The sequence below is a fragment of the Streptomyces sp. NPDC058525 genome (assembly GCF_042719495.1).
Taxonomy (GTDB): domain Bacteria; phylum Actinomycetota; class Actinomycetes; order Streptomycetales; family Streptomycetaceae; genus Streptomyces.
The window spans coordinates 1-13,161 of the sequence record NZ_JBHXNP010000161.1 but is presented as its reverse complement, the minus strand read 5'-3'; the positions used below and the strand labels follow the sequence as shown (position 1 = coordinate 13,161).

Below are 13,161 nucleotides of genomic sequence, written 5' to 3'. Positions count from 1 at the left end.
AGCCAATACACCAGCCACGCCTTCACCGCCCTCGCAGCCGCCCGCAACATCCGACTCTCGGTCGGACGGACCGGAGTGTGCTGGGACAACGCCCTCGCCGAATCCTTCTTCGCCACACTCAAGAACGAGCTGGTCAGCCAACGCAGATGGCACAGCCGATCCGTCGCCCACAGCGCGATCTTCGACTACATCGAGGGCTGGTACAACACCCGCAGACTCCACTCCAGCCTCGGCTACCGAAGCCCAGCCGAGTACGAAAACACCGCAGCCTGACCAACACAAACAACCTGTCCGCCAAACAGGAACAACCTCACACCGCGGTGCCGGCCGCCGCCAGGACGGGAACGACCGGCAGGTCGGGATCGAGGGCGTCGAGGATCGGGGTGGTCCAAGCCCCGGCCGCGACCACCGCACGCGGGGCCCGGAAAACCCCCGCGGGCGTGTCGAGGAGGTAGCCGCCGCCCGGGGCCGCTGTGAGCGTGCCTGCCGGAACGCGGATCGTGTGGGACGCAACCGCGAGGGCTGCGTCCAGGGTGGCCAGCCAGGCCCGGGCGTCGAGGAAGCCTTCCTCGGGCAGGTGCCAGGCGCGCAGCGCACGGTCGTTCTCCAAGGGCCGGTAGCCCGCGATGTCCGTCGGGCCCATGTCGTGGCAGGGCAGACCGTGCTCGGCCGCGGAGCGGGCGACGGCAGCGAACGAAGCGTCGTCCAGGCCGGAGGAGACGGCGTTCAGGACCATGAACGTGCCGGTCTTGTATCCATCCCGCTGTGGGGCCGTGGCCCCGGCTCGGGCGCGGACCTGCTCCCGCCAAGCCGGCCACCTCGAGGCCGCAGCGACCGCGAGCTCGATACGCAGCCGGCCGTGGCGTGCGCGCACCGCGAGATCGGTGACTTCCCCCAACGCTCCGAGCATCGCCCCCGCAGCACCCGATGCAGCCCCACCACCGCTACCGGCTTCGCCGGTGTCGCCGGCCAGCACCACGCGGATCGACGGCTCCGCCTCAGTGAGCGCGAACGCCAGCGAACGGCCCACCACTCCCGAACCGACCACCAGCACATCCGCACCCTGCACAGCCACGCCCGCACTCCTCCGCGTCGTCCAGCCCGGCCCCCGCCCCCGCCCCCGGGGATCCCGTGGGACGGAGATTGGGGGCGACCGCGCGGGTGCGGACCTGGGGCGCACATGTCATCCAGCCACCGCGACACAGCAAGATCAAGATGATTCCCGGCCACCCAATCCAGATCGGCCGTATGCCTTGCTCGGTGAGCCGGTGACCAGCGCGTCCTGGCGCATCGCCACGCGCTGTTCCGGGAACCGGGTGACGGCGCCCTGGCAGAGCGAATGACCGCCTCAGGCCCACGCTTGGAAGGTGGGACAGGCTCAGTCAACGGCACGCCAGATCATCGATCCGAGGGCCCGGAGGGAACGCCCCAGCGTAGGGCCTGCGGTAATGGCTTGCGCAATCCGCCCGGCCCTTCGGTCCATCCGCCGCAGGATCCGTGCACGCACCCGTTCGTCCCGAGCATTCCAAAGCGCGAGGATGTCTCGCCATGCCTGGTCGCGCCAGGACACCAGCATCAGCATGACCCCTTGCGCGCCGACCCGGCGGCCCAACGGCACGTACCGGGCAGCGGTGGTGGCCTGGCAGCGGTAGCGATCGATCAGCACGTCCGCGCACTCGAACACCGACTGCTCCAGGAGGCGGTTCACCCTCTGGTAGTCCTGGTGGTAGCGGCGCAACTGGGTCGCGTCGATCCGATCGCGGTGTGCCCGAAGGTAGCTGTGCACGACCAAACCCAGGTCGTAGTTGATGTGCGCGTTGATTCCCAGGAACGCGCTCTGCCACGGCGCCGTCACCCGGTTCCCGGAACAGCGGGTGGCAATGCGCCAGGACGCGCTGGTCACCGGCTCACCGAGCAGCGAGCAGCGGGTGGCGATCAGTGCCTCCTCGGCGAACAGGCCGGTCAACTCAGAGAGCCACGTCGGGTCCAGGAAACCGGTGTGGTCCTCGGCGTGCATGACGTTGACCACTTGGCGGGTGATGACCTCGTAGACGTCAATGAAGACCGCGCGGTGGTCGCCGACCTCGCGCAGTCGGCTGCTGAGCAGTTCGAGTGCCGTCAGCGCCTCCGGCGCCGTACGAGGCCGCCAGTTGATGTCCTCGGTCCTGATCGCCACACTCGCTCCGTCACTGTAGTTGTCTCCCCCGATCACCCCTCCCTCAAGGGGTGACGTGGTGGGGTGGCATCGTGCGCCAAGCTAGGCAGCCGGGCTCGCCAGACGGGGGGACAGCGGATTCCGGCTGGAGAACGCCGCTGGGGGTGGCAGGTTCGACCGGAACACGATCCGCCGCGTTCCCAGTGGGGCCGCACCAGTTTCGTGCCGCCAACCCCTTGTCCGTGCTCGTCGAGGGAGTCGTTCCACACCAGGAGCCGACGGCGAGCGGGCCGAACGATCAGCCCACGGGGCCTCCCGTGGTGGGACGCCTCGTGGGCTGACTTCAAGTGGGCAGGTCAAGGAGCTCCTGTCCGGTGGGCAGCGGCCCTCATGCGGCCCGTACGCGCTGATCGGACCACAGCTCCCGCTCGTCAACCACTCCCTGTGTCGCAGACGCGGTCTACCACCAGGGCTGGTTGTTGGGTCCGGTCTGCCACAGGCGGTCGTCGCTCGGGTACGAGTAGTCCAGGCGGACGCTGTCCCACTGATCATTGTTGGTGTTCTGAAGGGACATGGCGATGTTCAGGTTCTTCACCGGACGCCAGATCCACCACCGCTGTTCGTTGCCGCCCTTGGTCTCAAGGCGCGCGCTCCACTTCTGCTGGTCCGATCCGTCGCAGGCGCGTACCACGATCCGGTTCCCCCGGACCGGGTTGGTCGTCTCGGGCTCGATGCACTTGTTCGCGGCACGGTTGCGCAGGGTCGCGGTCCACAGCTGGTTGGTGCCGTCATAGGTACCCTCCCAGTCCCACGCTTCCGTGATGTGGCTGTCCCAGCGGGTACCGCGGAGCGCGACCACCTCGGCTCCTTCCGCGGTGCTGTCCCCACCCAGCGCCAGCCGGCTGCCGTGCATCTTGTTCACCATGTCCTGGTTGATGAGCGAATCCGCCGACGCCGGTGAGGCGCCGGCCAAGACGATCGGGACAGCAGTGCACACGGCGGCGAGCAGCGAGAGCATACGCTTGCGCATGACAAGTCGTCCTTCCGGAAGGAGGGGTGAGGGCGGCGCGGTGACGCCGCCTCGGCCTGGGAACGGCTGGGACGCTTCCACACACCGCTGCTCGACTTCTCCCGCCACGCCCGAACACGAATCGCAGAAACGATCCCCTGTACGCACAACAGACCTGCCGACGCGGAAACCTGTGCGTACCGCCCCCGGCCCCCGATACGTCAATCGTGTGGCGAAGTACGACCGTTAAGGCGCTCCCGCTCTCTACTGCACCGCGCACGGGCCACCACCACACCGGATCGGCCCTTGTCCCGCGCCGTTGATGGCGATCACTTGTGCACCGGGTTCACCTCCGGGTTTCGGTCCTGCCGGCCGTCGATGCTGTCGGCTGCTCGTAGAGGCCGTTCGGTGAATGCCCTGAGCGGGGTGGCGAGTGCGGGCGGGGCTCAAGGGTGCAGTCGGCGTCGCGTGCGAGGGGGTGTTGGTGCTACGCGGGCTGCAACGCGGGCCCCTTGACGGCTGTTGGGTCGTTTTTGTGCAGGTCAGTGCTGCAATGCGCAGGTGTGTTGCAGCGCCGGTGTTGCACAACCGAGCGAGGTTGTTGCGGCCGTTGGTCGATTCGGCTGCCTTCAGGGACGCCCACCACCCTCTATCGGCTGTTGGGATGCGTCCCGCCGTGTACATGCGGATGGATCGCGTTGAGGCGGACCCCGCACCCGAGCGGCGCCGACAAGGACGAGCCTGATCGGATACCAGGCCCCGGACCGACGCAGGCCGGGACCCGCACACCGAGAACGGCCTGATTGGCGCTCGTTCCAGCACCAGCTCACTGACACGCTCCCCAACGACCGCGCCCGGCCCAGGGCGCGGCAGCGTGGAGGGGACGGGCGCGGTTATGGCATGGACGGGTTTGGGTGGGCGGGTCGTGACGGCGGTGCTGGGTGCGGTGCTGGCCGGCGCCGGGTTGGCGGGTGGCGGTACAGCGGTGGCGGTGGAGCCGCCGGTCACGCAGGTCGTGGGCGGTGGTGACGCTCCGGCGGGTGCGTATCCGATAGGTGAGCAGCACCCGGTTCACCTAGCTCCAGCAGCCCGTCCGCTCCACCCAGTCCTGCTCGATGTCCTCGCCAGAGCAATCGAAATCGCCGACCACGAGTAGACAGGCTCCGCGTTCCACGATCTGGCGCGCCCGCTCCACGACGAGGGGCCACCGGATCCGTTCACGAGCCATACCGGTACATGTACCCCTCCGCGCGACCGCCGGCCCCCGGGACACCGATGACCTCTCCCCTCGGCTATCGGGAGGAAAGACACCTCATGCAGCTAACGGGTCAAGTTGACCTTGGCCGGCCGGCTGCAAAGACGGCCAGCAGGGTGTCCGCCCGGACGTCCAGTTCGGGCGTCAGAGTTTCTTTTATGGCCACCATGAGCTCATCGCCGCCGACCGCGCGGGCAAGCCGAACCTCGACCTGTCGATGCTCGCCGGCCAAGGGATACGAGTACCAGCCGTCGGGCCGCTCGTCGTCGGTCGCCTCGACCGCCAGAGCCACCGTCTCCCAGTCGGTGGCATCGAACCCGCAACCCACGTGGTGCGCCAGCCGCCAGCAACTCCAGGAACGACCGCAGGTTGCGCTCCCGATCCATCCACCGACCTCTGCCATGGCTCCCCCTCCGTGCTCGGAAGGGACAGCCTGTCGCGGTAGCGGGAGGCAGGCATCGGGTTGACCGCGTAGATCTTCCGGGGTCCTTGCCGAAGCTGGCGACCAGCAGGCCGCGGCTGGTCTCGATGGCCACCGGGATCGGCGTCTCGGCGGTGTCGCCGTGCTCGGCCAGGAGGTTCAGCAGCAGGCGGTAGCCGTCCAGGTCGTCGCGGATGCGGCACTTGGCCAGCAGCTTGCCGGTGTCGTCGGCAAGTGCGACGTCGTGGTGTCCCTCCGCCCAGTCGATCCCGCAGAACACGTCCATGGATCCCGCCCCTTCTCCGGTGCCGTTCTCGAAGGCGAGCACGCGGGGCCGCACGGCGCGCTAATTCCAGGGCTCCAAGGCCCGCCACCTCATCAGCCGTGCGCGGCACCCAAACTGCACGGGCGCACGCCGTGTCCAGAGCTCGGAGCTCGTGAGGAGAAACGCGTCACCGAGCGGCAGCTCATCCATCGAGGATCCCGAACCCGACGGGCTCGTGGGGGCAGAACGTGCGAGGACCGGCCGGCGCCCAGCGCCACCAGTCTTACCCGAGACCTCGACGGTCGGAGGTGTCGTAGGGGGCACCACGGCACCGACCGGACCACACACGTCCTGCCCCGGGCCGGACAACGCCGCCCCGGGCCCATCAGAGATCCAGAACCTCTAATTACTCACAAATTAGAGGTGTCGTTTTCCGAAGCGGGCTTGCCCATGACCTCTGACCTGCGCGAACGGAAGATCGCCAGCTTCGGGGGGTGCCACCTCCGGTCACACCTTCGCTCCCCCCGCCTAGTGCACCCCCGCAGACAACGCTCCAGCTCCCTTCCGGTGCAACCCTGACGTCAAGCTCCCACCCCACGTTTCGTCGCTCTATGACTGATCGAGATCGATTGCACCTCGTCCCGACGTCTGTCCCCGTACGCTTGTCGCCCCTGCCTGAGAAGGAGGGTCTGCCTTGACTGTCCGGTGCCACCCAAAGTTGATCGCGTGCCATCAGACTCTGAGGTATAGGGAAGGCTGCACTGCCAGGTGACAGATGCAGGCCGTGACGGGGGGCTGGTATGCGGTGGGTGTTCCGGTGGATCGTGCGAGGCTCGGGCGAGACGAGACCCCTGGACGTGTATGACGTCGCGTTCCTGGCGGGCGGGGCTCGGCATGTGGTGGACAGTGCGGTCACCGCGCTGCACCAGCGTGGGCTGCTCGTGGTGAAAAACTCACAGGTCCATTCCGTGGAGGGAAAGCAACCTCTTCATCCGGTCGAGCGCGCGATGGTCTCCTTCTGCAGGCACCCGACAGACATCGACATCGTACGAGCCGTCCTTCAGCGCTCCCCAGAGATTGAGAAGATCGGCCGCGGGCTGGCCACGTGGGGTCTGGTGGCGGGCGCGGAGCGTCAAACGACCCCGGCGGGCCGGCGACATCTCCAACAGGCCCAGCTTGACCCGCGCATGCTGGAGTACGTCTTCCCTCATCGCAGCCCGCGCTGGGAAGGGGACGTGTCACCCCCAGCGGGCCAGCCCCGAAGGCGGCCGGGCGGCAATCGTCGTTACGGCGACCCCGGCCCCGGCCTGGATACGGATACACACTCCGGCGGCGGTCACAGCGGCGGGGGCGGCGGCGGCGAGTGAGGTTCCAGCGGCCACTTCGCTACGGGGTGGACTATTGACCAGCAGGTTCGCTCCGCCAGGCGGTGACAACCTCCACAACCGAACGAGGCACATAGGCACGCCTGTTGTCACCGTAGGTGGGTGTTGCAGCCAGTTGAGCGCTGCCGCGGGTTGAGGCGGCTGGGGACTGTCAGTAGCTGGTGGCAAGATCGCCAACATGCTTTTCGTACGAACTAATCCGCCGCGGCCTGTCTATCTAGGTGACAGCGGTCTTCCCCGAGCTGGCGCCGTTGGCGCGTCCTGCAATGCGGCTGCATCCGCGTCCAGGGGCGCCTTCGGTCAGGGACAGCTCGGTCGGCGGGCCGCTGATGTGGCCGGCAGGCAGCCGTGGCCGCACTGTGAAGACGCGCACCTGCACGTGGCCAGTGGGTTCCGTCAGTCACCGACCGAAGTGCGGCTCCAGAGATGCCTGCAGTCCCGGTGGCGCCCTGACGGCCAGGCTGCCACCCTCACGCCCGAGGAGGAGGCGCTCGAGGAGCGCAATGCCGCGTGGCTCGCGAAACGGCTCGACGCCGGCCCTTCCCGGGCCCGCCGAATGCCCGGTCCCGATGTTGCCCGTGGCTCAGCTGTTCCTGCGTGACATACCCCTGTTGCGGCCGCCCAGGCAGGCCGATCTGCTTCAGATTCTCTGGTGCCCCTACGAGCACGATCCGGATTGCAAGCCGGCGACCGCACTGTTCTGGCGGTCCGCCGCGGAGGTCCGCGACGTCCTCGCCACACCACCGGAACCGTACGAGGCGGACTATCCGGGTTACGTGCCAGAGCCGTGCGTGCTGGCACCAGAAGCAATCACCGAGTACCCCAACAGCCTGGACCTCAGCCCGGAGCTCCAGCGGATGCTGGAGGACTGGAACAGGTGGCAGGCAGTCGGCGCGACCGTGGACAGCTCTTACGCGGAGTACCCGCAAGAGTTCTATTCCACTCATCTGGGCAACGCACCCGGCTGGAAGGTTGCTGGCCGGCCCCCGTGGGGCCGTACCGACCCGACGCCTCGGTACTGCGCTGTGTGCGAAGTACGGATGACCCCGCTGCTGACGATCGCTTCCTGGGAGTGGGACGGCGATGAAGGCCGTAGCTGGGTGCCGCAGGAAGACCAGGCCGCCGCCGCCAGCTCTCACTACGCGGGCCAGAACCCCCCGCAGCCGACGAGAGTAGGGGTGGGCAGCACGGACAACATGCAGATCTACATCTGCCCGACCTCCCCCCAAGCATCCGCACACCGATCTGATCCAATGAGCCGTCCAGCTTGCATCACGCCCCTCCCGTAGCCGGTGCTTGGCGCCGAGCCGGCCGGTGCGTTCGTTGGCTCCTCCCTGGCCGGCTTCTCGTGGCAGTGGGCACGCGTCTTGAGCTGGTGTTTCGTGGCCCGGGCAAGCCTGTCCCCCTCTTGGGCAACCGGGTCTGGGCAAGCCGGTCGGCTCTGAGCGCGGAGGCCTATTCGGCGGGAACGGGAACGCCCGGCCTTCATCAGGGCCGGGCGTTGGCCGTCTCACCGGTCGGGGTGCTGGCTCTACCGCCGGGGCTCGGCGGAGGCGGGGCGAGCGCGCGCAGCGGGCTCAGGGGGTCGGTGATGCCGAGCTTTTGGGTGGCGGGGCAGATCGAGCAGCGAACTTCCGGCGGGCGAAGGTGAACTCCTCACCGTGCCACTTGGCCTTGTCCCTGAGGACCGCCAGGCACAGTGCATCGATCCACTCCCCCGGTGTGACCTCCTCCTCGGGGCCGTCGGCACCCGGGTCGTAGTTCATACCGAAGTTCACGTACTCCAGGAAGACGTTGAAGCTGCAGTGCGGGTGGTACGCCGCGTACGCGACGGCGCCGGCCGCGGCCTCCGAGGCGTCCTTGAGGGCGACCCTGGCCTCTGCGGTGTCGAGATCGGGTGTCTCGGCGGAGAGGGCGCCCAGGTGGTCGAGGAACCCGTCGGCGATCGACTGCCACTCGTAGGTCGCCATGCGGCCGGCCCTCGACATCGAGTTACCAGCCTAGGCGCAGGGTCCGACAGGCGGGCGATGGGCGTTCACGTCACCAGGCGCAGGGATGTTTCCGCGATGCCCAGCCGGACGCTCTGACCACAGGTCAGTTGTAGGGCGTCGCTTTCCATTCCGTCGCCGAAGACCACGATCCGGTCCGACTCCACGGTCAGCGTCAGGCCTTGTCCCGGTTCCAGCTCGCCGGCGATCCTCGTCGTTCCGGTCGCGGGGGACGGCCAGGCCTCGCGCACGAACCACAGGAGCCGCCGGTCGCGAGGTTCGGGGAGCCCCACGGGGCTGCCGCGCTCCAGCCACAGGGAGCGCAGCCAGCCGGTGGCGCCCGTACCGGTGCCCACCAGCACCCCGGAGGATGCCTGGGCCTCGCCCGGCCCCGTCTCGCCTTCGGAGCCCAGGCGGTAGCGGGCCGTCTGGTGACCGGGCGAACCCAGGTAGATCTCGTTCAGCGCGAGGAGGCGCTGGGTGTCGTCGGCAACGGCCTCGACCATGGTCAGCTCTTCCACCCGGCCCCCGGCCTCGGCCGCCGCACGCAGCAGGGCGGCCGCGTCGGCGCATCGGTGGCGGACCAGGACCCCCGGGTTGCGACCCGGGTCGGTGTCGATGCCCACCACCGGCTGGCCGCGCAGGTACTTCGCGGTGTTGGCGACCAGGCCGTCTTGGCCGACGACGACCACCACGTCCTCCGGGGCGAACAGGAAGCGGTCCAGGTCCGCCCGCTCCACCCGGGAGCTGCGCCAGGTGAGCGGAACCGCCGCCGCCACATCCCGCAGCGCCTGCCGCGTACGGTCGTGGCGGCGGAACACCTCGTCGATGGACCGGCCTCGGCTGGAGAGGAAGAACGCGGCCTGGCCGTGCGTCCCGTGCCGGGCGAGCAGTTCCTCGTACTCGGTCCTGCGGTGCACGAGCACCGCCCTTGGGGCCAGGCTCACGCGTCCGCGCCGTCTTCCGGGCGTCCGAGCCTGCTGAGGAGCCCGGTGAGGACGTCGGGAGAGAGCGTGATGCTCTCGATCCGCGGCAGGTTCTCCGCCAGCCGGGCCACCGCGAGGGCCTGCAGCGTGCCCGGGGCGGCTTCGTCGTGCACGCGCAGCCATGCGGCCTGGACCTCGGCGCGCGCGGCGCCCGTCTGGCGGGCCGCCTCGGCGTCGGCGCGGGCCAGGCTGACCTTGCGGGCTGCATCGGCCTGCGTCCTCACGGCGTCGGCCGCCGCCTTCTCCTCGGCCTCGCGACGGGTGTTGGTGCCGCGCTGCTCGACCAACTGCTCCTCTCGGCGGGCGAGTTCGATCTGGCTGGCGAGTTCGTTCTCGGCGATGGCACGCTCCCGCTCCACGGCGACGGCCCGCCGTTCGTAGGTGGCCCGGTCCGCCTCCTGCTGGATCTGCTCGCGGGCCGGGGTTCGCAGGGCGCGCTCCACCTCGGCTTCGGGGCGGATCGCCACGACCCGCACGGCCACCACGTCGATGCCGGTGGCCGGGAGCCTGGGCTCGGCGGCGAGACCGTCCGCGACCCGTCCCCGTACGGAGGCGACGCCGTCCACCAGGGCGACGGCCAGCGGGGTGCGGGCCAGTGCGTCGAGCGTGTGCTGCTGCGCGGTCTCGGTGAGGAGCGTGGCGATCTGCTCCAGGGGCGCGCCGCGCCAGCTCCCGGTGTCCGGGTCGACGGAGAAGTCGAGCCGTTCCGCGGCCTCGGCCGGGTTGCTGATCCGATAGGTGACGGTGGCCTGCACGGCAACGTCCTGGAAGTCGGCCGTACGGGCGTGGAAGGCCATTGCCAGCTCGCGGTCGTCGACGGGCACTTCGGAAAGCGCCGCCGACAGCGACCGGTACCAGAAGCTGAGCCCCCGCCCGTCGTGGACGAGACGGCCGCGCCTGTGGTGGCGGATGTGAGCGGTGGGCGCGGAGCGCAGATGGCGCCAACCGAAGCGCCGGGTGATGTCGGCCATGGCGAACCCCCTTCATTTCGTCAATGCGACGATAATGAGCGGATCGCATATCGTCAAGGGGACGAAAAGGCGCGTGGCCCCGCAGGGCGAGGCGAGTGCGAGCACGAACACAAGTACGGATGCGACTTCCTCGATAAGGTTCTGGTGCGCTGCCCTTGGTGTGATGGGTGCGCCGCCGTCACGCCCTACCCCGGCATCCCCGCAGGGGAGGCTGTCGTCACGGCCGGCACGGCCAGCAAGGACGGACCTGTCGACCCCTGCTTCCAGCGACCGCTGTGGTTGCAGGCGAGCTGCTGTGGACACGTGCCGTGGGCGTACAACGGGCGCCATCTCCACCTACTGGAGACCTATGTGGCGGCCAAGCTGCGGGAGCGTGGAGAGCTTGCGCCGTGGGCTCCGATGAGTTTGGTCGAGCGGCAGCCCACCTGGATGAGAACCGCGAGGAACCGCACCGAGGTCTTGCGGACGATCAGGCGCTTGCGTTCCACGCTGCCTGCCGGATGGCCGGCACACGGCCGGAACGGAAAATGTTTTCCGCAGACGCCTATCGAATGGCCGTTCGCTGGGAATGCTGCGTGCAATCTCCCGCCCCTGCCCGGCGCTCACACCGCGCCGCCCGGGCGGGCCTTCCGTTCTGAGCAGTCGGGAGGCACTACGCCATGCACTCATCCCCCACCCCGTCGCCGGCCACCCCCAGCCGCCGCGACCTCCTCACCGGCCTCGGCCTGGCCGCTGCCGCCCCGCTCGTCCTCGGCATCACCACCCGCCCCGAACGCCCTAGCCGCCCCGCCGGCCCGCAGCTCCCGGTCGGCCCGGTGGTCCTGCTGCGCGGCGCCTCACTGGTACTCACCATGGATCCGGCCCTCGGCAGCGGCCCCCTCGGCGCTGTCGAGAACGCCGACGTCCTGATGCGGAACGGGACCATCGCCGCCGTCGGCAGGAACCTGCGGACCCCGCCCGGCACCCGGATCGTGGACGCTTCGGGCAAGTTGGTCATGCCAGGGTTCGTCGATACGCACACCCACCTCTGGCAGGCGGTGATCCGCGGGGGCTGCACCGACGGAGACCTGTTCGGCTGGTTCAACCGATGTACCAACCCCCAGCGGAACCGGCTCACCCCCGAGGCCGTGCACAGCTTCGTACGCCTCGCCGCCCTCGACGCCGTCCAATCGGGTGTGACCACCCTCGTGGACTGGGTGGACATCTTCTCGTACGACCTCATCGAGAGCTACGTACGGGCCCTGGCCGGCACCGGAGTGCGGTTCACCTACGCGATGTTCCCTTCCGAAGCCGACCCGACGCTGGTCACGAAGGTGAAGAAGGAACTCGTCGACCCCGTTCCGCTCGCCGGCTTCCAGGTCGCCACGCACGCGGCACGCCCCGTCCAACACCTCAACCATGCGCACTGGGAAGCCGCCCAGGACCTCGGAGTCATGCTCAACTCCCATGTCCTGGAACGCCCCGAGCAGCGCGCTGACGACCCCATCGGAGTCCTCGCCAACATCGGCGCCCTCGGTCCGCGGCTCTTGATCAACCACGCGATTCACCTGACCGACGACGAGATCGCCGCCGTCGCCGCGCACGACGTGCGTGCGGCCCATTGCCCGCTCAGCAACATGCGGCTGGCTTCGGGCATCATGCGGCTGTCCGAGTTCGGACGGCGTGGCGTCAAGGTCGGCCTCGGCCTGGACGGCGGGACCAACGACAGCTCGGACTTCCACGCGCTGATGAAGACGGCCATCGGCCTGCAGCGCGCCCGCGCGACGGAAGCCGGGATCTTCCCGCAAGTGCACGACGTCCTGCGGATGGCCACGCTGGGCGGCGCCGAAGCCCTCGGGATCAGCGACCGGGTGGGTTCCCTGACCCCCGGAAAGCGTGCCGACGTCGTCGTCGTCGATCCGGCCGCCCTGAACTTCGCGCCGCGCTTCGACTGGATCGGACAGACCGTGTACAACGGGCGCCCCGAGAACGTCCACTCGGTGTTCGTCGACGGACGGCCCCTCAAGTTCGACGGCCGGCTCGTGGACGTCGACACGGACCGCGTCGTGCGGGAGGCCGAAACGGCCGCCGCCCGGATCCGCGCGGCCGGCTGAACTCCACCGGCCTCGCCGCGGCCGGCGAGGCTTGACGGACGGCGCAGATCAGCCCTTCCCTTCGCACACGTCCTTCCCCTGCTCGGCGAACGCCTTGAAGTCCTGCATCTGCTGGAGCGACTGCTTGCGGAAGGCGCCGGGCATCAGAAGTCCCACCAGCTTCATCAGAACCCGCTGAACCGGTATTCGTTCTCGCTCTCCCAGAGCGTCGTTCCCGGGCCGGCTTCGGTCAACCGGTCGCGCACGGCGCTCCACAAGCCCTCGCCGACGATCTCGCGGTCGAAACGAACCACGGTCGTTCCCGGGACCTCGCGCAAGTCCGCGGGTTCCCGGCGTGTGATGGTCTCGGTGCACTCCATCTTCCGCTGGCCCATCTCCATCACCACCCGCGACGTGGTGCCGAGCTGCCCGTGCCCGCCGCTCAGAGGCTCGTGCAGTACCAGACCCCGTAGCCATTTCGGCGAGTGTGCCGGGTCGGCGAGCAGCTGCACCACGTGGAGCCCGAGAACGTGGGCCGGTCCCGGGTGGCCACTCAGCCCAGGTCCTGGGCTCCGGGGGCTGACGCCGGTCAACGGTCGGGGAAGGCCAGCAGCTCACGGTCCCATTCATCGACTGCACGCAACAGCTCGACCT

General features: G+C 69.1%; 12 protein-coding genes and 1 pseudogene. 4 read left to right on the top strand and 9 right to left on the bottom strand.

All coding sequences use genetic code 11. The annotated features are described in order from the left end of the window. On the top strand, window positions 1–273 hold a 273-nt coding region (locus ACFWP3_RS40085), incomplete at its 5' end, for an integrase core domain-containing protein (RefSeq protein WP_384231530.1). 37 nt (window positions 274–310) lie between these two features. Here ACFWP3_RS40085 and ACFWP3_RS40080 read toward each other — a convergent pair. The 5 genes and pseudogenes from ACFWP3_RS40080 to ACFWP3_RS40060 form a co-directional block, all read right to left on the bottom strand. Next, complete coding sequence (locus ACFWP3_RS40080) at window positions 311–1,075, bottom strand: FAD-dependent oxidoreductase (protein WP_384231529.1); 765 nt, start codon at window positions 1,073–1,075, stop codon at window positions 311–313. Between the two features lie 303 nt (window positions 1,076–1,378). Further along, window positions 1,379–2,176 carry a DUF5995 family protein gene (locus ACFWP3_RS40075; RefSeq protein WP_384231527.1) on the bottom strand — a complete coding sequence of 266 codons (798 nt, stop codon included), beginning with the start codon at window positions 2,174–2,176 and terminating at the stop codon, window positions 1,379–1,381. A 439-nt stretch (window positions 2,177–2,615) separates the two neighbouring features. Continuing rightward, window positions 2,616–3,185 carry an RICIN domain-containing protein gene (locus ACFWP3_RS40070; RefSeq protein ID WP_384231525.1) on the bottom strand — a complete coding sequence of 190 codons (570 nt, stop codon included), beginning with the start codon at window positions 3,183–3,185 and terminating at the stop codon, window positions 2,616–2,618. A 1,307-nt stretch (window positions 3,186–4,492) separates the two neighbouring features. Continuing rightward, window positions 4,493–4,822: a hypothetical protein gene (locus ACFWP3_RS40065; RefSeq protein WP_384231523.1), complete on the bottom strand. Its 330-nt coding sequence runs from the start codon at window positions 4,820–4,822 to the stop codon at window positions 4,493–4,495. Then, window positions 4,822–5,126 (bottom strand): annotated as a pseudogene (locus ACFWP3_RS40060) (transposase); the annotation flags it as partial. The pseudogene ACFWP3_RS40060 and the gene ACFWP3_RS40065, both read right to left, overlap by 1 nt. A gap of 779 nt (window positions 5,127–5,905) precedes the next feature. On the opposite strand from ACFWP3_RS40060, the gene ACFWP3_RS40055 reads away from it, so the two are divergent. After that, window positions 5,906–6,472, top strand: a complete 567-nt coding sequence (locus ACFWP3_RS40055; RefSeq protein ID WP_384231520.1) for a TIGR04222 domain-containing membrane protein — start codon at window positions 5,906–5,908, stop codon at window positions 6,470–6,472. Between the two features lie 596 nt (window positions 6,473–7,068). After that, window positions 7,069–7,779 carry a hypothetical protein gene (locus ACFWP3_RS40050; protein ID WP_384231518.1) on the top strand — a complete coding sequence of 237 codons (711 nt, stop codon included), beginning with the start codon at window positions 7,069–7,071 and terminating at the stop codon, window positions 7,777–7,779. A gap of 288 nt (window positions 7,780–8,067) precedes the next feature. Here ACFWP3_RS40050 and ACFWP3_RS40045 read toward each other — a convergent pair whose 3' ends face one another. The 3 genes from ACFWP3_RS40045 to ACFWP3_RS40035 form a co-directional block, all read right to left on the bottom strand. Then, on the bottom strand, window positions 8,068–8,460 hold the full coding sequence (locus ACFWP3_RS40045; RefSeq protein ID WP_384231515.1) for a hypothetical protein: 393 nt from the start codon (window positions 8,458–8,460) through the stop codon (window positions 8,068–8,070). A 65-nt stretch (window positions 8,461–8,525) separates the two neighbouring features. Further along, window positions 8,526–9,425, bottom strand: a complete 900-nt coding sequence (locus tag ACFWP3_RS40040) for a hypothetical protein (protein ID WP_384231513.1) — start codon at window positions 9,423–9,425, stop codon at window positions 8,526–8,528. Then, window positions 9,422–10,435: an SPFH domain-containing protein gene (locus ACFWP3_RS40035; RefSeq protein ID WP_384231511.1), complete on the bottom strand. Its 1,014-nt coding sequence runs from the start codon at window positions 10,433–10,435 to the stop codon at window positions 9,422–9,424. Before ACFWP3_RS40035 ends, ACFWP3_RS40040 begins: the two co-directional genes overlap by 4 nt. Before the next feature lie 659 nt (window positions 10,436–11,094). Between ACFWP3_RS40035 and ACFWP3_RS40030 the strand changes: the two genes are divergently transcribed. Beyond that, complete coding sequence (locus ACFWP3_RS40030; protein ID WP_384231508.1) at window positions 11,095–12,528, top strand: amidohydrolase family protein; 1,434 nt, start codon at window positions 11,095–11,097, stop codon at window positions 12,526–12,528. 164 nt (window positions 12,529–12,692) lie between these two features. Here ACFWP3_RS40030 and ACFWP3_RS40025 read toward each other — a convergent pair whose 3' ends face one another. Further along, on the bottom strand, window positions 12,693–13,022 hold the full coding sequence (locus ACFWP3_RS40025) for a hypothetical protein (RefSeq protein ID WP_384231506.1): 330 nt from the start codon (window positions 13,020–13,022) through the stop codon (window positions 12,693–12,695). Window positions 13,023–13,161 lie beyond the last annotated feature (139 nt).

Bases quoted from the DNA above. Each gene is read 5' to 3' on its own strand.
- ACFWP3_RS40070 (WP_384231525.1), bottom strand. From the start codon at position 3,185: ATGCGCAAGCGTATGCTCTCGCTGCTCGCCGCCGTGTGCACTGCTGTC.
- ACFWP3_RS40065 (WP_384231523.1), bottom strand. From the start codon at position 4,822: ATGGCAGAGGTCGGTGGATGGATCGGGAGCGCAACCTGCGGTCGTTCC.
- ACFWP3_RS40055 (WP_384231520.1), top strand. From the start codon at position 5,906: ATGCGGTGGGTGTTCCGGTGGATCGTGCGAGGCTCGGGCGAGACGAGA.
- ACFWP3_RS40045 (WP_384231515.1), bottom strand. From the start codon at position 8,460: ATGGCGACCTACGAGTGGCAGTCGATCGCCGACGGGTTCCTCGACCAC.
- ACFWP3_RS40035 (WP_384231511.1), bottom strand. From the start codon at position 10,435: ATGGCCGACATCACCCGGCGCTTCGGTTGGCGCCATCTGCGCTCCGCG.
- ACFWP3_RS40030 (WP_384231508.1), top strand. From the start codon at position 11,095: ATGCACTCATCCCCCACCCCGTCGCCGGCCACCCCCAGCCGCCGCGAC.